We start from the raw sequence: 20039 nt of genomic DNA on the forward strand, positions 1-20039 counted from the left end.
CGTGGACTGGCGCAGCGGCGCTCGCGTCCGGTGTAAAGAGGGAACCCCCGGCCTGCCTGTACCAAGGATCCCAAAAGGGTCGGCTCTTCGCGTTGGCGCTGCGAGCCTGGTGTAAAGAGGGGATTCCCCGGCCTGCCTGTACCAAGGTCCCCGAAACGGGTGGTGAAACGAATCACCTGTGAGAGGTATTGCAGGGGGCGTGCCAGGTTTTCACCTGTTGAAACAAAAAAACTGATCGGAAACACGAAAGCCCCGTAATTCGGGGCTTTCGTGATTGTGAAAAAAGGGTTTTCCAGTGTTTTTCGGGGGGAGTGCGGCGATGCGGCTGTGCGCGATCGCGGGTCATTGTGCATTGATGCGGTGCACGGTGGCCGCTAACCCTAACCCTCTCCCAGAGGGAGAGGGGACTGACCGCGTTGCCGGTTCAAGATACGCCGAGATGAAATATCGAGCCGAACTCAGGTTTCGAAACACCCAGGATCTGCGCCCTCTCCCATTGGGAGAGGGCTGAAGGGAGGGGTAGCGTACGAACCGTCAGCCCTCATCCCCCTCATCGTCATCCCCGCCATCAACCTTCATCCCCAGTTCCTTGATCTTGCGCGTCAGGGTATTGCGCCCCCAACCCAGCAACACTGCCGCATCACGCCGACGTCCGGCCGTGTGCTTCAGCGCCGTCTCGATCATGATCCGCTCGAACGCCGGCACCGCGCTGTCGAGCAGGCTCGACTGGCCGCGCGCCAGGGCCTGGTCAGCCCACTGGCGCAGCGCCTGCTCCCAATTGGTCACGGGGGCCGAATCCTGCGGCAGGTTCAGCAGCTCCGGCGGCAGGTCGCTGATGTGCACCTCGCGCCCGGAGGCCATCACGGTGATCCAGCGGCAGGTGTTCTCCAGTTGCCGCACGTTGCCTGGCCACGGCAGGTTCTTCAGGTATTCCTCGGTTTCGCTTTTGAGCAGCTTCGGCTCCACCGCCAGTTCCTGCGCGGCGCGGCTGAGGAAGTGCTTGGCCAGGGTCGGAATGTCTTCGCGACGGTCCGACAGGCGCGGAATATGGATGCGGATCACGTTGAGGCGGTGGAACAAGTCCTCACGGAATTTGCCGGCGTGCACCAGGGTTTCCAGGTTCTGGTGCGTCGCGGCGATGATCCGTACGTCGACCTTGACCGGCACATGACCGCCGACCCGATAGAACTCGCCATCGGCCAAGACGCGCAGCAGGCGAGTCTGGGTGTCGGCCGGCATGTCGCCGATTTCGTCGAGGAACAGCGTACCGCCGTCCGCTTGCTCGAAGCGCCCGCGGCGCAGGTTGGCCGCGCCGGTGAACGCGCCTTTCTCGTGGCCGAACAGCTCGGACTCCATCAGGTCCTTGGGAATCGCCGCCATGTTCAGCGCAATGAACGGCGAGGCCGCCCGTGGACTGTGGCGGTGCAGAGCGTGGGCCACCAGCTCTTTACCGGTGCCGGACTCGCCGTTGATCAGCACGGTGATGTTGGAGTGACTCAAGCGGCCGATGGCGCGAAACACTTCCTGCATCGCCGGCGCTTCGCCGATGATTTCCGGCGTGCGGGTCAGCGCCGGCACCACTTCCAGGCCTTGTTGTTCCTGGGCGTGCTGGTTGGCGCGCTTGACCAGCGACACGGCTTCGTCGACGTCGAACGGCTTGGGCAGGTACTCGAACGCACCGCCCTGATAGGAGGCGACAGCGCTGTCCAGGTCGGAGTGAGCGGTCATGATGATCACCGGCAACCGTGGGTGCTGCTCGCGAATCCGCGCCAGCAGGTCGAGGCCACTGGCACCCGGCATGCGGATGTCGGAGATGATCACGTCCGGCTGCTGGCGGGCCAGGCGGCTCATCACGCCGTCGGCGCTGTCGAAGCTCTGGGTGGTCATGCCTTCCTGTTGCAGGGCTTTTTCCAGGACCCAACGGATTGAACGGTCGTCATCGACGATCCACACGGTTTCACTACGGCTCATGTCGATGTGGCTCCTTGTTCCAGTGGCAGAAAGATCGAGAACGTGGTGTGGCCTGGATGGCTGTCACATTCGATCAGGCCCTGGTGCTGGCTGATGATGTTCTGGGTGATGGCCAGGCCCAGCCCGGTACCGTCCGGACGGCCGCTGACCATGGGAAAGAAAATGGTTTCCTGGAGTTCCGCGGGGATGCCCGGGCCGTTGTCGATGATTTCGATCTTGGTCACCAGGCGATGGCGGATGTGGCCGATGGTGAACTGGCGCATCGCCCGGGTACGCAGGCTGATGCGGCCCAGGCGCAGCTCGTTCTGGCTGCTGATGGCCTGCATGGCGTTGCGCACGATGTTCAACACGGCCTGAATCATTTGCTCGCGGTCGATCAGTACGTCGGGGATGCTCGGGTCGTAGTCGCGCACCAGGGTGATGCAGCCCTGGCTTTCCGCCTCGACCAGATGGCAAACGCGCTCCAGTACTTCGTGAACGTTGCACAGCGCCAGCGACGGCAGTTTGTTCGAGCCGAGCATGCGGTCGACCAGATTGCGCAGGCGGTCGGCCTCTTCAATGATCACGTTGGTGTAGTCGCGCAGGCTGTCTTCCGGCAGTTCGCGGGCCAGCAATTGCGCGGCGCCACGGATGCCGCCCAGCGGGTTCTTGATCTCGTGGGCGAGGCCGCGCACCAGCATCTTGCTGGTTTCCTGCTTGGACAGTTGCGCCTCTTCCTTGGTGATCCGCAGCAGACGGTCACGCGGGTGCACCTCCAGCAGGAGCATGGTCGCGCCGTTGCTGAGGATCGGCGTCACCGCATAGTCGACGGTCAGGGTCTGGCCGGTGAGGGCGGTGAGCATCGCTTCGCGCTTGGTGAACGGATGGGCCTGTTCCACGGCCTGGCGCAACGAGTTGAGCGCTTCGGCGGACTCGGTGAACAGCTCGCTGATGAACTGGCCATGGCTGCGCTGGCCGCTGATGGCCAGCAGCATCTCCGCCGCCGGATTCATGTACTCGAGGCGCAGTTCGGCGTCGAGCAGGATGGTCGCGGTGGTCAGGTTGTCGAGCAGCAAACGGTGAATGGCGTCACTTATAGTCATCAGAGCCTCTTTTGGGGGCGGAGCGTGCGCAAGAAGCAAGCGTCGTTGAACGGAAAATGCAAAAACCAAACCAAGGCTCCGAAAAGAAGCGTTCGCTGCCTGAAACGGGCGTTTGACGCTCGTTTGCGTGGCAGTCGGCCAGCTTCGTCGGGTAGTTTCGAACCAAAATGGGTTGCGATGTGGGTACGGTGCAGGCTATTGCACCAATATAGTGCGCAAAGCTGAACGGCGTTAGAAGAACCGCAGGAAGGGATTTTTTTCTTCGGCGGGTTTGTCCTTGAGCGGACATTCGGGACGCACGCCGTAGTCTTCGCTGACGCAGGGTTTGACCTGGCGTTTCTGCGCCAGCGAAATGCGCAGCATGTGGAACGGTTGATTGGCCGTGCGCTCGACGATGCGGCCTTCGGCGTCGAGGATTTCCACCGCCAGGTTGTGGCTGCCGCGGTCAACGTTGCTCAGCGGGAACACCGGGCTCAGGCCGGGTTCGCCGGTGGCCTGGCCGTCCAGCAGCAGACGGTAGCGATGGCCCTTCTGCAGGCCCGGCTCGCTGGTGACGCTGACGATCAGCTCGCCGGCACTGCTGCGAATGGTGGCGTCCGGTTCGGGGATGAGCACGCGCAGCATGTCGTAGCGGAACAACGCAGGTTCTACCGGCTTCTGCGCAGCGGTCAACGGCGCGGCGCCGGTCGGGTTGGCCGGCATGCGGTTGCTGGTGGTCAGCGGTACGCGCCTGGCATTTCCGGGGCGCGGCTGGTCGGTGAACACCCGATTGCCCTGGACGTCGACGTAGGTGAAGACCTCGGCCGAGGCGCTGAACACGATCAGGCCAAGGCACCCGGCGAGCAGAGCGCGCCTCACGGCTTGTGCACCCGTTGCACGGTGAACGTCACCACCGGGCTCTGCTGGATGATCGACGCGCCATCGATCACCTGCACGGCGAGGCGATGCTCGCCGCGATCGACATTGACCAGTTGCATGATCGGCACATTGCTCGGCTGCCCGTAGGGTTCGCCGTCCATGACCAGGCGCAACTGATGCGGCGCTTGCAAGCGTGGCTTGATCAGTACGTTGACGGTGAAGGTGCCGTTGTTGGCGCGCAGGGCCTCCTCGGTGGGCAGGCCGCCCAGTTCGAGAATCTCGTAGGCGCTGCGCACGGGCTCACGGCTATCGGAGATCGGCGCAGCGGGTGCGCTCGGCGTCTGAGGCTCGACGCTGTTGAGCGGCGGCAGCTCGACCGGCTGCGCCTGCACGCCGTCGGGCGCATGATCGCTGTAGACCGTGTTGCCGCCGGCATCGGTGTACTTGTAGATCTGCGCGCTGGCGGGCAAGGCGATCAGCAGCAGTAGGTAAAGAAAGGTGCGCCCCATGGACTTGACCGGAAACCAAAGCGATGGGGTGCAGCATAGGCCAGGGGCGGCAGTAAGCCCAATCGGTTCAATATCCGCTGACACAATCGGTGCGGGTTCTCTACCGTGAAGCGTCTGCCCCGTCCATGGTCTGCCGGGCACCGGACAGCACACCCGCGGTGTAGTGCTCGATAAACACCAGCACGCCATTGGCGTCGCTGTCGCGCAATTCGCCGTGCTTTTTTCCGGCGACGAAATTCACCGTCTGGGTATGCCCGTTGTCGGCCTTGAGCGTCCACAAGCCACTTTGCAGATCGTCGGTGTAGTTACCGCTGCCTGCCGCTGTCAGCCATGGACCCTGGCGCTTGCCGTCGACGTAATTGCCACGCTCGGTGCTGGTGCCGGTGGTCAGCTCGCTCGGGCCATTGAGTTCACCGTGGGCATAGGTCTGAAACCCGCTCGCGACCCATTCCATCGCGTCGTAGTTGAACAGCTGCCAGCGGCCCTCGCGCAAATCATTGTGGTACTCGCCCTCCAGCGTTTGCCCGTCCTGGTAAATGCTCCAGTGTCCCTGCCGTTTACCCTCTGCGAACTGGCCGGACTCCGAATATTTCTCGTCCTTGTCAAAGGACCACGGACCGACGCGTACACCGTGGCTGTAGCTACCTTGAGCGGAAATCGCATCAGAATCATAAGACACCGATGGGCCATCTTCGCTGCCGGTGAATTTGGCCGGGTCGGTTTCCCAGGCAATACGTCTGACCCGATAGTTGTAGAGCGTGCGATGGCCCTCGACGCGAGTGATGTCGAGCCAGCGCCAGAAGGTAACGGTGAGAAAGCGGCCGTCCCTTTGCGCATAGGTTTTCTTGAAGAAGTATGGCTCGGCCTCGGGCGTCGGATCGCTCAACGGGTCGTAGTATTGGCCGTAATAACCCACCAGTTTCCCTTGGGTGAGGTCGAGCTGGTCAAACTCTGGTACGCCGGACGCTTCGTAGTAGAAGCGGTAGTTGAGCGGGGTGATCAGGCCCAGGGCTTTCTTGATGGTCAGCGCGTCCAGGCGTTTCTGGCCCGCAGTGATGCGATCCAGCGCTGGTTGCAGCGCGGTGACACGGCTGTAGAGGTGGTCGTTGGCGTCGTATTTGTAGGCGTAGATCCGGTAACGGTCGTTTTCCCGGAACAGCACGAAGCGGGTGGGGTCTTCGCTGTCGAGCGACATGAGGAAGACCGATTCGATGGAGGCCTGGCCGAAGTCATCCAGCAGTTGCGGGTTTGCCTCGGGCGTGTTGCAAACGCAGTAGTAACCCTTCACCCCGCTGGCTTCCTTGATGAATGCCAGCGTGGCCGAGCTTTCCTGCAAGCCCTCGATCAGCGGGTGGGCCAACGGTTTGTCTTCATAGAACGCTGCTGCGCCGGCCATTTGGCAGGCGAGGCCGGCCGTCAGGGCGATGGCCCATAACCACTTCATGCGAATCCCTTCGTCAAGGCGCCGTCGTGGCGCAGAGGTGGCGGATTATCCACGGATGCGCGGGCACAAAAAAGGCCTCCCGAAGGAGGCCTCTCTGTGTCACGCCACGGAGCGCGGCGCTACCGGATCAGCAGCTGTAGTACAGCTCATATTCCAGTGGGTGCACGAAGGTGCGGACCTTGATTTCTTCTTCGGATTTCAGCGCGATGTAAGCGTCGATGAAGTCGTCGGAGAACACGCCGCCCTTGGTCAGGAACGCACGGCCCTTGTCCAGCTCTTCCAGGGCTTCTTTCAGGCTGCCGCACACTTGCGGGATCTCTTTCGCCTCTTCAGGCGGCAGGTCGTACAGGTTTTTGTCCGCTGCATCGCCTGGGTGGATCTTGTTCTGGATACCGTCCAGACCGGCCATCAGCAGTGCTGCGAAAGCCAGGTACGGGTTGGCAGCCGGATCCGGGAAACGCGCTTCGATACGACGGCCGCGTGGGCTGTTGACGTAAGGAATACGGATCGAGGCGGAACGGTTGCGTGCCGAGTAGGCCAGCATGACCGGCGCTTCGAAACCTGGCACCAGACGCTTGTAGGAGTTGGTGGCCGGGTTGGTGAAGCCGTTCAGCGCCTTACCGTGCTTGATGATACCGCCGATGAAGTACAGGGCGGTTTCGGACAGGCCTGCATAGCCTTCGCCAGCGAAGGTGTTCTTGCCGTCTTTGGCGATGGACATGTGCACGTGCATGCCCGAACCGTTGTCGCCGTACAGTGGCTTCGGCATGAAGGTCGCGGTGCGGCCGTAAGCGTCGGCAACGTTGTGCACAACGTACTTCAGGGTCTGAACTTCGTCAGCCTTCTTCACCAGGGTGTTGAACTTGACGCCGATTTCGTTCTGGCCGGCAGTCGCCACTTCGTGGTGGTGAACTTCGACGGTCTGACCCATTTCTTCCAGTGCGTTGCACATGGCGGTACGGATTTCGTGGTCGTGGTCGAACGGCGGAACCGGGAAGTAGCCGCCCTTGACGCCTGGACGGTGGCCCTTGTTGCCGCCTTCCACGTCCTGGTCGGACATCCACGAGCCTTGCTCGGAGTAGATCTTGAACATCGAGCCGGAGATGTCGGACTTGAACTTCACTTCGTCGAAGATGAAGAACTCTGGCTCCGGACCGGCGAATACGGTGTCACCGATACCGGTGGTCTTGAGGTATTCCTCGGCGCGGTGGGCGATGGCGCGCGGGTCGCGATCGTAACCTTGCATGGTCGAAGGTTCGATGATGTCGCAGACCAGGATCAGGGTCGGCTCTTCGGTGAACGGGTCGAGGACCGCCGTTTCGTCGTCCGGCAGCAGGATCATGTCGGAGGCTTCGATGCCTTTCCAGCCAGCGATGGAGGAACCGTCGAACATCTTGCCGACTTCGAAGAAGTCGTCTTCCAGCGCATCGCGAGCCGGCATGGTCACGTGGTGCTGAGTGCCTTTGGTGTCCGTGAAGCGCAGATCAATCCACTTGACGTCATGATCTTTGATGAGTTGAACCGACTTCGACATAGTGTCCTCCGGGTGGCTTAGGGCTTGGTAGTGGATGCCCTTAATAAGGGTGATGCCGGCGCAGATACTCTGCCAAGGCAACCTGCCTCACAAGGGAGCAAATTGCATGCCAGTGCCCCAGCATGGGTTTTTTGCCCCAAATTCACGCTTTCAGGGGCGTAATGCGCCATATAGGCGAAAATATCGCCCCCTAATGTAGCGTGCGAAATGAAAAATGACCCGTTTTGGTGCGTGCAAAACCTTCTGCACATTAACTGGTTAAACCTTGAGCAATTTCCGCTATAATCCGCGCCCCCCTTTTTCGGCAGGCCCTGCGCGCGCTGTTTTCATGAAACTAATCGTAAAAGTCTTCCCCGAGATCACCATCAAAAGCCGACCTGTCCGGACGAAATTCATCCGCCAGCTGGCCAAGAACATCCGCACCGTGCTCCGTGACCTGGACCCGGCCGTGGTGGTGAACGGTGTGTGGGACAATCTCGAGCTGGAAACCCGCGTCACCGAGCCCAAGGCCTTGAAAGAGATGGGCGAGCGCCTGAGCTGCATGCCGGGCGTCGCGCACTTTCTGCAGATCGACGAGTACCCGCTGGGCGACTTCGACGACATCACCGAGAAGTGCAAACAGCACTACGGCGACGCGCTGGCCGGGAAGATTTTCTCGGTGCGCTGCAAGCGTGCGGGCAAGCACCCGTTCAGCTCGATGGACGTCGAAAAATACGTCGGCAGCAAGCTGCGTCGTGAGTGCGGTGCTGCCGGAATCGACCTCAAGGCGCCCGAAATCGAAGTGCGCATCGAAGTTCGCGACCAACGGTTGTTCGTTATCCACAGCCAGCACGAAGGCATCGGCGGCTACCCGCTCGGCGCGCTGGAGCAGACCCTGGTATTGATGTCCGGCGGCTTTGACTCGACGGTTGCCGCCTACCAGATCATGCGCCGCGGCCTGATGGCGCACTTCTGCTTCTTCAATCTCGGCGGCCGTGCCCACGAATTGGGCGTGATGGAAGTCGCGCACTTCATCTGGAAGAAGTACGGCAGCTCGCAACGCGTGCTATTTGTCAGTGTGCCGTTCGAGGAAGTGCTGGGCGAAATTCTCGGCAAAGTCGATAACAGCCATATGGGCGTGGTTTTGAAGCGTATGATGTTGCGCGCGTCCTCCGCCATCGCCGACCGCCTGCACATCGATGCGCTGGTCACCGGCGAAGCGATCTCCCAGGTTTCGAGCCAGACGCTGCCGAACCTGTCGGTGATCGACTGCGTGACCGACAAACTGGTCCTGCGCCCGCTGATCGTCGCCCACAAGCAGGACATCATCGACACGGCCAACGCGATCGGCACCGCCGATTTCGCCCGGCACATGCCGGAGTACTGCGGGGTCATCTCGGTCAATCCGAAGACCGCCGCCAAGCGCTACCGGGTCGAGCACGAAGAGAAAGAATTCGACATGGCGGTGCTCGAGCGTGCGCTCGCCAACGCCAAACTGGTGCCGATCGATCGGGTGATCGACGAATTGGGCCAGGACTTGCAGATCGAAGAAGTCGGCGAAGCGCTGGCCGGTCAGATCGTTATCGACATCCGCCACCCGGATGCCGCCGAGGATGACCCGCTGGAAATCGCCGGCGTAGAGGTACAGACGATGCCGTTTTACGCTGTGAACGCTCGTTTCAAGGAACTGGACCCTACTCGCCAGTACCTGCTGTATTGCGACAAAGGCGTGATGAGTCGCCTGCATGCCCACCATTTGCTCAGTGAGGGGCATGCCAATGTGCGCGTTTATCGACCGAGCTAAGTGCCCGGGGCTGTTTGCCTGTGGCCTGCGTCACCGGCCCCCCGACACCGCCGTCAAGCTGTAACGGCCATGCCGGACACTACTGTCAATCGCTGCCAAGACTTGTCAGCAAACCGAATCCTCTGATCGAGATACACAAGTGATCGAAAATCTACGCAACATCGCCATCATTGCCCACGTTGACCATGGTAAGACCACCCTGGTAGACAAACTCCTGCGTCAATCCGGCACCCTGGAGCGCAACGAGCTCAACGACGAGCGCGTGATGGACTCCAACGACCAGGAAAAAGAGCGCGGTATTACCATTCTGGCGAAAAACACCGCCATCAACTGGAACGGCTACCACATCAACATCGTGGACACCCCGGGCCACGCCGACTTCGGCGGTGAAGTAGAGCGCGTAATGTCGATGGTCGACTCCGTGCTGCTGCTGGTCGACGCTCAGGACGGCCCTATGCCGCAAACCCGTTTCGTGACCAAGAAGGCGTTCGAAGCCGGCCTGCGTCCGATCGTGGTGATCAACAAGGTCGACCGTCCAGGCGCGCGTCCGGACTGGGTTCTGGACCAGATCTTCGACCTGTTCGACAACCTCGGTGCAACCGAAGAACAACTGGACTTCCAGGTGGTTTACGCCTCGGCCCTGAACGGCATCGCCGGTCTGGACCACACCGCCATGGGCGAAGACATGACCGCGCTGTACCAAGCGGTAGTCGACCACGTTCCGCCTCCGGCCGTTGACCGTGACGGTCCGTTCCAGATGCAGATCTCCGCTCTGGACTACAACAGCTTCCTGGGTGTGATCGGTGTTGGCCGTATCGCCCGTGGTCGCGTCAAGCCGAACACCCCGGTTGTCGCTATCAGCGCCGACGGCAAGCGCCGCAACGGTCGTATCCTGAAGCTGATGGGTCACCACGGTCTGCACCGCGTTGACGTTGAAGAAGCAGCGGCCGGCGACATCGTCTGCATCAGCGGTTTCGACGAGCTGTTCATTTCCGACACCCTGTGCGACATCAACAATGTCGAGGCGATGAAGCCACTGACCGTTGACGAGCCAACCGTTTCCATGACCTTCCAGGTCAACGACTCGCCATTCTGCGGTAAAGAAGGCAAGTTCGTGACCTCCCGTAACATCAAGGATCGTCTGGACAAAGAGCTGCTGTACAACGTTGCACTGCGCGTTGAAGAAGGCGACTCAGCTGACAAGTTCAAGGTGTCCGGCCGTGGTGAGCTGCACCTCTCGGTACTGATCGAAACCATGCGTCGCGAAGGCTTCGAGCTGGCCCTGGGCCGTCCTGAAGTGATCATCCGTGAAGTCGACGGCGTGAAGCAGGAACCGTTCGAAAACGTGACCATCGACATCCCTGAAGAATCGCAGGGCAAGGTCATGGAAGAGATGGGTCTGCGTAAGGGCGACCTGAGCAACATGGTGCCGGATGGCAAGGGCCGTGTTCGTCTGGAATACAACATCCCTGCTCGCGGTCTGATCGGTTTCCGTAACCAGTTCCTGACCCTGACCAACGGTGCTGGCATCCTGACCTCGATCTTCGACCGTTACGCTCCAGTGAAGTCGGGCCACATGTCCGGCCGTCAGAACGGCGTTCTGGTTTCGGTTGAAACCGGCAAGGCACTGACCTACTCCCTGGAAACCCTGCAGGCTCGTGGCAAGCTGTTCGTAGAACACGGCCAGGAGATCTACAACGGTCAGATCGTTGGTCAGAACAGCCGCGACAACGACCTGGGTGTGAACCCAACCAAAGGCAAGAAGCTCGACAACATGCGTGCTTCGGGTAAAGACGAAACCATCGCTCTGGTCCCACCTGTTCGCTTCACCCTGGAACAGGCTCTGGAATACATCCAGGAAGACGAGCTGTGCGAAGTTACGCCTAAGTCCATCCGTCTTCGCAAGAAGATCCTGGACGAAAGCGAGCGTACCCGCGCTGCCAAGAAAGCCAAGGCATAAGATTTAGCCAAGGCTGAAAAAAACGCCCCCGGTCGCGAGACCGGGGGCGTTTTTGTTTGTCCGGGATTTGTGCGGTGTTTGTGCTGGCCCCTTCGCGAGCGGGCTCGCTCCCACAGAGTTTTGCGGCGCAGATGAATCTTGTGTACGACCAGTCAATGTGGGAGCTGGCTTGCCAGCGATGGCGGCCTGACAGGCGCCGAGAATTTCAGGAAAGGTCAGAACTTCTCGATCGAGCGTGAATTCTGCACGCGCTCGACTTCTTTCGGCTTGTACGCGCAATAGCCCGGCCGCGGACCGATCTTCGGGTGATTGCGGCAGGTATCCGGGCGCTTGTCATAAATGGTGCACAGGCGGCTCTTACGATCCAGGTAGTAGCAATCGTTGTTGCTCATGCGCTGCAGGGTGAAGATCCCCGACTTCTGATTGAAACGCTCGACCAGCCCTTCCTTTTGCAGACGCTTGGCGATGTTCTTCGGCGGGTCGCCCAGTTCGAACTCGTCGACCACGCCGATGCGCACCAGGTCCTTGATCTTGACCTCGACCGGCAGCGTGCAGCAGCTGGATACACAGGAACCGCACATCGGTGCCGTATATTTGGCCCACGTATCGAGACGGTCGATCTCGGCGGCGGCGATCAGGTTGGGCTTCATCATCTCGGCAATTACCAGGCGTATGCATCAGGGCGCGCGATCATACCGGGACTGGTGGATTTTTGAACAACCTTTCGCCAGATTTTTTCTTTGCATCGAATACAGGGGGGACAATTCGGCACGGCCCCTGCATTCATTAGCCCATGCGCCAAGGTATTGCCGGACGATCTCGCACTCTCAGGAAAAACTGCCGAACCAGAGCCCCGACCGTCGGTCAGACCGTCTAGGCTCTGACAATTCCCCGCTCGCTCGAGGTCCTATCGATGACTCAAGAACCACTAGTTCGCGAAGCAGAGGTGGCCGCATTTCGCGATGCCGTCCTGACCAAGCTCACCTACGCGGTGGGTAAAGACCCGGATCACGCCTTCGACCATGACTGGTTCGAAGCCATTGCCCTGGCGGCGCGCGATCACATGGTCGAGCACTGGATGGACCACACCCGGCAGATCTACCGCAAAGGCCAGAAGCGGGTGTATTACCTCTCGCTGGAATTCCTCATCGGTCGGCTGCTCTACGACAGCCTGAGCAACCTCGGCCTGCTCGACGTGGCCCGCGAGGCACTGACCGAACTCGGTGTCGACCTGGAGCGCATCCGTCTGCTGGAACCGGATGCCGCGCTCGGCAACGGCGGCCTCGGCCGTCTGGCGGCGTGCTTCATGGAAAGCATGTCGACCCTCGGCATCGCCGGTCATGGCTACGGCATTCGTTATGAACACGGCCTGTTCCGCCAGGCCATCGTCGATGGCTGGCAGCAGGAGCAGACCGAACACTGGCTGGATTTCGGCAACCCATGGGAGTTCGAGCGTCCGGAAGTGGTCTACGCCATCGGTTTCGGTGGCAGCGTCGAAACCGTCACCGATGCCAGCGGCAAGACCAAGCAGGTCTGGTCGCCGGCAGAGACCGTGCGCGCGATTGCCTACGACACGCCGGTGGTCGGCTGGCGCGGAGCGAGCGTCAACACCTTGCGCCTGTGGCGCGCGCGGGCGATGGAAGACCTGCACCTGGAGCGCTTCAACGCCGGTGACCACCTGGGCGCCGTCGCCGAAGTGGCGCGGGCCGAGAGTATTTCCCGCGTACTGTACCCGGCGGACAGCACCGAGGCCGGCCAGGAACTGCGCCTGCGCCAGGAGTATTTCTTCGTCGCCGCGTCCTTGCAGGACCTGCTGCGCCGTCATCGCAACATGCACACCTCGGTGCTGACCCTGGGCGATCACGCGGCGATCCAGCTCAACGACACCCACCCCTCGATTGCCGTGGCCGAGCTGATGCGGCAACTGGTCGACGTCTACGACGTGGCCTGGGACGCGGCATGGCAAGTCACCGTCGACACACTGTCGTACACCAACCACACGCTGCTGCCGGAAGCCCTGGAAACCTGGCCAGTGGGCCTGATGGAACGCATGCTGCCGCGGCACATGCAGATCATTTACCTGATCAACGCCCAGCACATCGATTCGTTGCGGGCCAAGGGCATCCACGATTTCGACGTGTTGCGCGCGGTGTCGCTGATTGAGGAAGACAACGGGCGCCGGGTGCGCATGGGCAACCTCGCGTTCCTCGGGTCGCACAGCGTCAACGGTGTGTCCGGGCTGCACACGCAGCTGATGCGCAAGACCGTGTTCGCCGAACTGCACAAGCTCTACCCGGAGCGGATCAACAACAAGACCAACGGCATCACCTTCCGCCGCTGGCTGTTCCAGGCCAACGCCGAGCTGACCTCGATGCTGGTCGATGCCCTCGGCCCGGAGGTGCTCGACCATCCCGAGGAGCGCCTGCTCGACCTCGAACCGTTCGCCGAGCAAGCGCCGTTCCGCAAAGCCTTCGCCGAGCAGCGCCTGCACAGCAAGAAGGCCCTGGCCTATCTGATTCACGAGCGGCTGGGGATTGCGGTCAATCCGGCGGCGATGTTCGACGTGCAGGTCAAGCGGATCCACGAATACAAGCGCCAGTTGCTCAACCTGATGCACACCGTGGCGCTGTACCAGGCGATCCGCGCCGAGCCGGAAATCGACTGGGTGCCGCGGGTAAAAATCTTCGCCGGTAAAGCGGCGGCCAGTTATCACCAGGCCAAGCTGATCATCAAGCTGACCAACGATATCGCCCGCGTGGTGAACAACGACCCGACCGTGCGCGGCCTGCTGAAAGTGGTGTTCCTGCCCAACTACAACGTCAGCCTGGCGGAAAGCATCATTCCGGCGGCGGACCTGTCGGAGCAGATCTCCACCGCCGGTTTCGAGGCCTCGGGCACCAGCAACATGAAGTTCGGCCTCAACGGCGCGCTGACCATCGGCACCCTCGACGGAGCCAACGTGGAAATGTGCGAGCGCATCGGTGCCGAGCACATGTTCATCTTCGGCCTCAGCGCCCAGCAGGTCGAAGCGCGCAAGCAGAACCACGAGTTCAGCGCCGCGCCGGACATTGCCGCGTCCCATCGTCTCAACGATGTGCTGCAGGCGATCCGCAGCGGCGTGTTCTCGCCGGACGACACCTCGCGCTACACCGGGCTGATCGATTCGCTGGTGGACTACGATCGCTTCCTGGTCTGCGCCGACTTCGACTCGTACTGGGAAGCGCAGATGCGTGTCGACGCGCACTGGCACGACAGCAACAACTGGTGGCGCTCGGCGGTGCTCAATACGGCACGCATGGGCTGGTTCTCCTCGGACCGGACGATCCGCGAATACGCCACCGATATCTGGAAAGCGCTGGAGTAACTTTCCACTACAAATGTGCGCAAGGCCCAACGTTTGTTGGGCCGGATCGATATACTGAGCGCCGGTTACCGGATGCTCCAGTCACCACCGATCCAATGTGGGAGCGAGCCTGCTCGCGAAGCGCTTGTCATGTTGAACAGAAATGTTGGCTGACAAACCGCTTTCGCGAGCAGGCTCGCTGCCACTGGGTTTGTGCCTAGACTGAAGTGATCGCCGGACTCGCCCTGTCTTGGGGCTGCTTAGGGATATCGACCATGCAATGGATGTTCATGTTGATCGGGCTGGTGCTCGGCTGGCTGCTCGACGAGTCGTTCAGCGCCGCCCTGCTGGGCGCGCTGCTCGGACTGGCGACGGGCCAGACGCTGCGCATCGCCCGCCTGGACACGCAGACCGCCGAACAGCAGCGGCAACTTGAACAGGCCAGAGTCGCCTTGCAGACCGTCGAGCAGCGCCTGTTTCTGCTGGAAGGTGCCGGCTTGCGCAGCAGCCCGCCGAGTGTTGTGCCGGTTGCGGACGCCGTCGCCGACCCGGTCATCGTTTCTGCGCCCTCCAGCCCCACCGCCACCACGGCGGATCTGGTCTGGGAACTGCCGCCCGAGCTCGAACCGGTCAGCGCCGTTGGCAGCGAAACCCGTCAACCGCTGCCGGCCGATGTCTGGCAGCTGGACGCCGTCACGACCGAGCCTGCGTCACCGGCACAGCCTGCCGCACCTCGCGGCCCGAACCTGATCGAACGCGGCATCAGCGCGGCGCGCAACTGGCTGTTTGGCGGCAACACCGTGCTGCGTGTCGGTGTCGTGCTGCTGTTTTTCGGCCTGGCCTTCCTGTTGCGCTACGCCACCGAAGGCATGGTGGTGCCGATCGAATTGCGCTACGCCGGCGTCGCGGCGGCGGCACTCGGATTGCTCGCGCTGGGCTGGTGGTTGCGCCATCGCAACAGCAGCTATGCGCTGATTCTGCAAGGCACCGGTATCGCGGTGCTGTACCTGACGGTGTTTGCGGCGATGCGCCTGCATCCATTGCTCGAGCCGTCTGCGGCGCTGGGTTTGCTGGTGGCGGTCACGGTATTTTCGGCGATTCTCGCCATTACTCAGGATGCCCTGGGGCTGGCCGCTGCCGCCGCGCTGGGCGGCTTCGCCGCGCCGATCCTGACCTCGACCGGGGAGGGCAACCATGTCGCGCTGTTCAGCTATTTCGCCCTGCTCAATGCCGGCATTCTTGCCATCGCCTGGTTCAAGGCCTGGCGCCTGCTCAACCTGATCGGTTTCGTCGGCACCTTCGGCATCGGCTTTGCCTGGGGCCTGCGTTCGTATGCGCCGCAGTTGTTGTGGAGCACCGAGCCGTTCCTGCTGCTGTTCTTCCTGATGTACCTGGCCATCGGCCTGCTGTTCGCCCGGCGCAAGTTGCTCGACATGGCCGATGCGCCGGCGGATGACGATCGTGCGGCGCTGCTGCACTGGTCGGCGCGCAAGGGCGATTACGTCGACGGCACGATGCTGTTCGGCCCGCCGCTGGTGGGCTTCGGCCTGCAGTTCGCGCTGGTCCAGCATGTGGAATTCGCCGCGGCGTTCAGTGCTCTGGCGCTGGGCGTGATCTACATGGGACTGGCCCGGGTGCTGATGGGCGGTCGGGCGCTGCTGCTCGGCGAAACCTGCCTGGCGCTGGGGGTGATTTTCGCCAGTCTGGCGATTCCGCTGGGGCTGGATGCGCGCTGGACTTCGGCGGCGTGGGCGGTGGAAGGCGCGGGGATTTTCTGGCTCGGCCTGCGTCAGCAGCGGCCGTTCGCCCGGGCGTTTGCCCTGCTGCTGCAACTGGGTTCGGCGCTGGCCTTTCTCAGTCAGTTGCGGCTTGGCGAAAGCAGCCTGCTCGACGGCGCACCGCTCGGCGCGTTGATGCTCGGCATCGCGTTGCTGTTCAGTTTCCATCAATTGCGCAAAGCCTCGGCGGAACAGGCGTCAGCGTGGGAGCGTCAGGGTTTGCCGGTGCTGGCGGCGTTGGGCCTGACTTTCCTGTACTTGCTGGCACCGCTGTTTTTCTTCGTACAGGGCACGGCGATCAGTTGGGCACTGGCCGGGCTGGTGACCCTGTTCGTCGGCCTGCGCCTGCAATCGCGCACGTTCCTGTTCACTGCGTTCGCCGTGCAGCTGCTCGGTGGCGCGTTGTTCCTGTTGCGTCTGCAAGGTGCGGGTGAAGAGTCGGCGGCGGTGTTCAGCGCCGGCTGGAGCGGCCTGCTCAGTGCGTCGCTGATCGGCCTGGCGTTGATCGCCGGGATGCTCCTGGCCGCCCGCGATGACATGGTGCGCGGCGATGTGCGGCTGCTGCGCGGTCTGTCGGTGGTGCTGCTGGCGGGGCTGGTGCTGATCAATCTGGCGGTGCTGTTCGTCCTGCCGTGGCAGACCGCGAGTGCGGTGTGGGCGGCGAGCGGCCTGTTGATCATCTGGCTCAGCCTGTACCTCAAGCAGCGCGTGAGTTTTGTCTTTGGCCTGCTGTTGCAGTTGATCGGTGGTGCGGCGTTTCTACTGGCCGGTCCCGAACTACTCGGGCCGCTGTCCAGCGAAGGTCTGCGGCCGCTGGCCCATGGCGGCTTCTGGACGCCGCTGGTGTTGGGGCTGGCCGCGCTGGTCGGTGCCTGGCGTCTGCAACGGGGTCATCATGCTTCGGCGTTCGATGCGCTGAGTTTGCAGCGTCTATCCGAAGTCCTGCTGGTGTGGGGCGCCGGTTGGTGGGCGCTGGCGTGGGTCAGCGAAGTGCTGCGTTTCGCGCCACTGAATCTGCAGGCGACGTTGTTGCTGCTGGTTGCCGCGCTGAGTGTGGCGCTGTGGACATTGCTGTCGCTGCGCCTGAAATGGCCGGCGCTGGGCCTGCTCTGCACCTTGCTGATGCCGGCGGCAGGACTGGTGCTGCTGGCGGCCTGGCATTCGCGTTATCACCCGGCGGCGAATGTCGGCTGGCTGGCGTGGGCGCTGGTGTTTGTCGTGCACTTCTTCAGCGTGCGGCGGTTGGCGCCAATGCTGCCGACGCGAGCCTTGAGCGCGGCGCATGTGCTCGGCTGCTGGCTGCTGATCGGCGTGCTGGCGCTGGAGTTGCGCTACGGCCTGCTGCTGTTGTCCGAGCAATACAACGCCTGGCGCTGGCTGGGCTGGGCAATTCTGCCGAGCCTGTACCTGCTGCTGGCGGCGGCTCCGCGCAACTGGCCGTGGCCGGTGGCGGCGTTTGCTCGCGAATACCGCTTGTACGCCGCTGCGCCGTTGGCGGTGCTGATGCTGGCGTGGTTCTGGCTGGCCAACGGCGTCAGCGATGGCAACGCCGAACCGCTGCCTTATGTGCCGCTGCTCAACCCGCTGGAATTGGGTCTGCTGTTCGCCCTGTTCGGGGTTTACCTGTGGTCGCGTTATGCGGTGACGCAGTTTGCCCTGCGCAAGGATTACGCCGAGTACGCCACGCAGATGGTCGCCGGGCTTTCGCTGTTCGCCTTCTGCACCGCGTTGGTCACCCGCGCCGCGCACCATTGGGCCGGGATCCCGTTCGAGCTCGACCTGTTGCTCGACTCGATGCTGGTGCAGGCCGGGTTGTCGATCGTCTGGACCCTGATGGCGCTGGGGCTGATGATCGGTGGCCATCTGCGTCATCGCCGCGAGGTGTGGCTGATCGGCGCCGCGCTGATTGCCCTGGTGGTGGCCAAACTGATCTTTGTCGAATTGAGCAATCGCGGTGGTCTGGCGCGGATCGTCTCGTTTATCGGCGTCGGCGTGTTGCTGCTGGTGGTGGGCTACTTTGCGCCGCTGCCGCCCAAACGCGTCGAGGCCGAACCGGCGGCGGACAAACCCGCACCGCAAACCGAAGGAGTGTCATCTTGAGTCGCATGCTGAATCTGGGATGGTTGGCGCTGGGCGTGGTGATGGCGGCAGGCGCTCAGGACAAACCGGCCGATTTCGCCACGCAGGTGCCGTTGGCGATCAGCGGCAACGGCCCGTGGTATCGCCTGGAGCTGCCGCTGAGTGCGCAATTGCAGGCGCGCCAGACCGATCTCAGCGACCTGCGGGTCTTCAACGCCGCCGGTGAGCCGCAGGCCTACGCCCTGGCGCGCGAGTCGGCGCAAACTCGCGACGACGGCCAGTTGCACGAGGTCAAATGGTTCCCGCTGTACAACGCCGCCGATGCCACTGAGCACGCGCCGAGCGTGCGCATTCAGTCCACCACCAGCGGCACCCTGGTGCAGGTGCAACCGTCCAGCCAACTGGAGGCGGGCGAGGAAATGCTGCGCGGCTGGCTGCTCGACGCCAGCGCTATCAAGGCGCCGTTGCAGCAGCTGATTCTCGACTGGACCAGCGAGCGCGACGGCTTCCAGCGTTTCAGCATCGAGGCCAGCGACGACTTGCAGCACTGGCAGTCCTGGGGCGAAGGTCAGGTCGCCCGCCTGACGTTCTCCGACGAGCGCATCGAACAGCACGAAGTGACGCTGCCGGGGCAGACCGCGCGTTACGTGCGCCTGCTGTGGCAGGCGCCGGCATCGGCACCGACCCTGACCTCGGCGCAACTGAAAAGCAGCGATCCGCGCCACTTGCCGCTGCCGCTGGTGTGGTCGCCGGCACTGGCCGGCAGCAGCACCAAGGCGGGCGAGTACACCTGGCAATTGCCCATGGGCCTGAACATCGAACGGGTCCAGGTCGAGTTGCAGCAGGCCAACAGCCTCGCACCAGTGAGCCTAAGCGGCCGGCGTGACAGCAGCCTGCCGTGGCAGAACGTCAGCAGTGGCCTGCTCTATCGCCTGACCCAGAATGGCCAGGACGTGCTGCAGAACGAATTGCCGCTCGACGGGCAGACCCTGCAACAACTGAAGCTGACGGTCGACGAGCGCGGTGGTGGTCTCGGCGCACAGGCACCGGGCCTGAAGTACGCCGTGCGCGCCACGCAGGTGATCTTCCTCGCTCGCGGCGAGGGGCCGTACAGCCTGGCCCTGGGCAACCCCGGCGCCAGAGCGGCGAATCTGCCGCTGACCACGCTGATTCCGGATTTCACCGCGGCGAAACTGGCGACCCTTGGCAAGGCCACGGTGCAGGGCGATGCCGTCGTCAGCGCCGCCGCGCCCGCCACCACGGTCGCCGTCGCCGAAACCAACTGGAAGAAGATCGGCCTGTGGGCGGTGCTGCTGGTGAGTGTGCTGTTCCTCGCGGCGATGGCGGTGAGCCTGCTGCGCAAGCCACCGACCCATTCCTGAGAACGGCGGGCGCTGCGCGCCATTCGCGAGCAGGCTGGCTCCCACATTTGACCGGGTCGCCCCGATGCACGCGGTCAATGTGGGAGCGAGCCTGCTCGCGAAGGCGTCCGGTCAGGCAATAAAAATTCCGTGCGGACGAATGCGCCATGCACCACCCGTCCCGTTTCCAACTACGCTGATTGCGGCGCCTGAACTCTCTTCGGCCGATCACGTCTGATGCAGGCAAATGCGCCCCGACGCACGTTACCGGGCGTCATCGCTCGCTACGTTTTCAGACTCCCTGTAAACTGCGCGGGTTTTTAGCCCCCCATTCCAC

The 20039-nt window shown here is 62.6% G+C and carries 12 protein-coding genes; 5 read left to right on the plus strand and 7 right to left on the minus strand.

Annotated elements, in window-relative coordinates; all coding sequences use genetic code 11:
- Positions 1-534: 534 nt before the first annotated feature.
- The 6 genes from ntrC to glnA form a co-directional block, all read right to left on the minus strand.
- A complete protein-coding gene (gene ntrC / locus QRN70_RS20135) occupies positions 535-1971 on the minus strand; it encodes a nitrogen regulation protein NR(I) (protein WP_090280245.1) in 1437 nt (478 codons plus the stop codon).
- Positions 1968-3053: a nitrogen regulation protein NR(II) gene (gene glnL / locus QRN70_RS20140; RefSeq protein ID WP_285419660.1), complete on the minus strand. Its 1086-nt coding sequence runs from the start codon at positions 3051-3053 to the stop codon at positions 1968-1970. Before glnL ends, ntrC begins: the two co-directional genes overlap by 4 nt.
- A 231-nt stretch (positions 3054-3284) precedes the next feature.
- Complete coding sequence (locus QRN70_RS20145) at positions 3285-3911, minus strand: DUF4124 domain-containing protein (protein WP_285419661.1); 627 nt, start codon at positions 3909-3911, stop codon at positions 3285-3287.
- Positions 3908-4420, minus strand: a complete 513-nt coding sequence (locus QRN70_RS20150; protein WP_285419662.1) for a DUF4124 domain-containing protein — start codon at positions 4418-4420, stop codon at positions 3908-3910. Before QRN70_RS20150 ends, QRN70_RS20145 begins: the two co-directional genes overlap by 4 nt.
- A gap of 100 nt (positions 4421-4520) precedes the next feature.
- Positions 4521-5864, minus strand: a complete 1344-nt coding sequence (locus QRN70_RS20155) for a toxin-antitoxin system YwqK family antitoxin (protein WP_285419663.1) — start codon at positions 5862-5864, stop codon at positions 4521-4523.
- Positions 5865-5991: 127 nt separating this feature from the next.
- Positions 5992-7398 carry a glutamate--ammonia ligase gene (gene glnA / locus QRN70_RS20160; RefSeq protein ID WP_085712782.1) on the minus strand — a complete coding sequence of 469 codons (1407 nt, stop codon included), beginning with the start codon at positions 7396-7398 and terminating at the stop codon, positions 5992-5994.
- Between the two features lie 328 nt (positions 7399-7726).
- On the opposite strand from glnA, the gene thiI reads away from it, so the two are divergent.
- Together thiI and typA are read left to right on the plus strand one after the other, a co-directional pair.
- Entirely contained in the window at positions 7727-9181 is a 1455-nt protein-coding gene (thiI, locus tag QRN70_RS20165; protein WP_285419664.1) for a tRNA uracil 4-sulfurtransferase ThiI, read from the plus strand.
- A 139-nt stretch (positions 9182-9320) separates the two neighbouring features.
- Entirely contained in the window at positions 9321-11141 is a 1821-nt protein-coding gene (typA, locus tag QRN70_RS20170; protein ID WP_007952502.1) for a translational GTPase TypA, read from the plus strand.
- Positions 11142-11356: 215 nt separating this feature from the next.
- On the opposite strand, the gene QRN70_RS20175 is transcribed toward typA, so the two are convergent.
- A complete protein-coding gene (locus QRN70_RS20175) occupies positions 11357-11794 on the minus strand; it encodes a YkgJ family cysteine cluster protein (RefSeq protein ID WP_285419665.1) in 438 nt (145 codons plus the stop codon).
- A gap of 260 nt (positions 11795-12054) precedes the next feature.
- On the opposite strand from QRN70_RS20175, the gene QRN70_RS20180 reads away from it, so the two are divergent.
- The 3 genes from QRN70_RS20180 (at position 12055) to QRN70_RS20190 (ending at position 19723) form a co-directional block, all read left to right on the plus strand.
- A complete protein-coding gene (locus QRN70_RS20180; protein ID WP_285419666.1) occupies positions 12055-14505 on the plus strand; it encodes a glycogen/starch/alpha-glucan phosphorylase in 2451 nt (816 codons plus the stop codon).
- Positions 14506-14759: 254 nt separating this feature from the next.
- Positions 14760-18362, plus strand: coding sequence for a DUF2339 domain-containing protein (locus QRN70_RS20185; RefSeq protein ID WP_285419667.1), 3603 nt, complete (start codon positions 14760-14762; stop codon positions 18360-18362).
- A complete protein-coding gene (locus QRN70_RS20190) occupies positions 18359-19723 on the plus strand; it encodes a DUF3999 domain-containing protein (protein ID WP_285419668.1) in 1365 nt (454 codons plus the stop codon). Before QRN70_RS20185 ends, QRN70_RS20190 begins: the two co-directional genes overlap by 4 nt.
- The last annotated feature ends 316 nt before the right edge of the window (positions 19724-20039 follow it).

It is taken from the genome of Pseudomonas sp. efr-133-TYG-5, from assembly GCF_030209175.1.
GTDB lineage: Bacteria > Pseudomonadota > Gammaproteobacteria > Pseudomonadales > Pseudomonadaceae > Aquipseudomonas.

What these genes read in the sequence shown, in the direction of transcription:
- QRN70_RS20185 (WP_285419667.1), top strand. Translation starts at nt 14,760, where the DNA reads ATGCAATGGATGTTCATGTTGATCGGGCTGGTGCTCGGCTGGCTGCTC.
- QRN70_RS20175 (WP_285419665.1), bottom strand. Translation starts at nt 11,794, where the DNA reads ATGATGAAGCCCAACCTGATCGCCGCCGCCGAGATCGACCGTCTCGAT.
- glnL (WP_285419660.1), bottom strand. Translation starts at nt 3,053, where the DNA reads ATGACTATAAGTGACGCCATTCACCGTTTGCTGCTCGACAACCTGACC.
- QRN70_RS20180 (WP_285419666.1), top strand. Translation starts at nt 12,055, where the DNA reads ATGACTCAAGAACCACTAGTTCGCGAAGCAGAGGTGGCCGCATTTCGC.
- glnA (WP_085712782.1), bottom strand. Translation starts at nt 7,398, where the DNA reads ATGTCGAAGTCGGTTCAACTCATCAAAGATCATGACGTCAAGTGGATT.
- QRN70_RS20150 (WP_285419662.1), bottom strand. Translation starts at nt 4,420, where the DNA reads ATGGGGCGCACCTTTCTTTACCTACTGCTGCTGATCGCCTTGCCCGCC.
- QRN70_RS20155 (WP_285419663.1), bottom strand. Translation starts at nt 5,864, where the DNA reads ATGAAGTGGTTATGGGCCATCGCCCTGACGGCCGGCCTCGCCTGCCAA.
- thiI (WP_285419664.1), top strand. Translation starts at nt 7,727, where the DNA reads ATGAAACTAATCGTAAAAGTCTTCCCCGAGATCACCATCAAAAGCCGA.
- ntrC (WP_090280245.1), bottom strand. Translation starts at nt 1,971, where the DNA reads ATGAGCCGTAGTGAAACCGTGTGGATCGTCGATGACGACCGTTCAATC.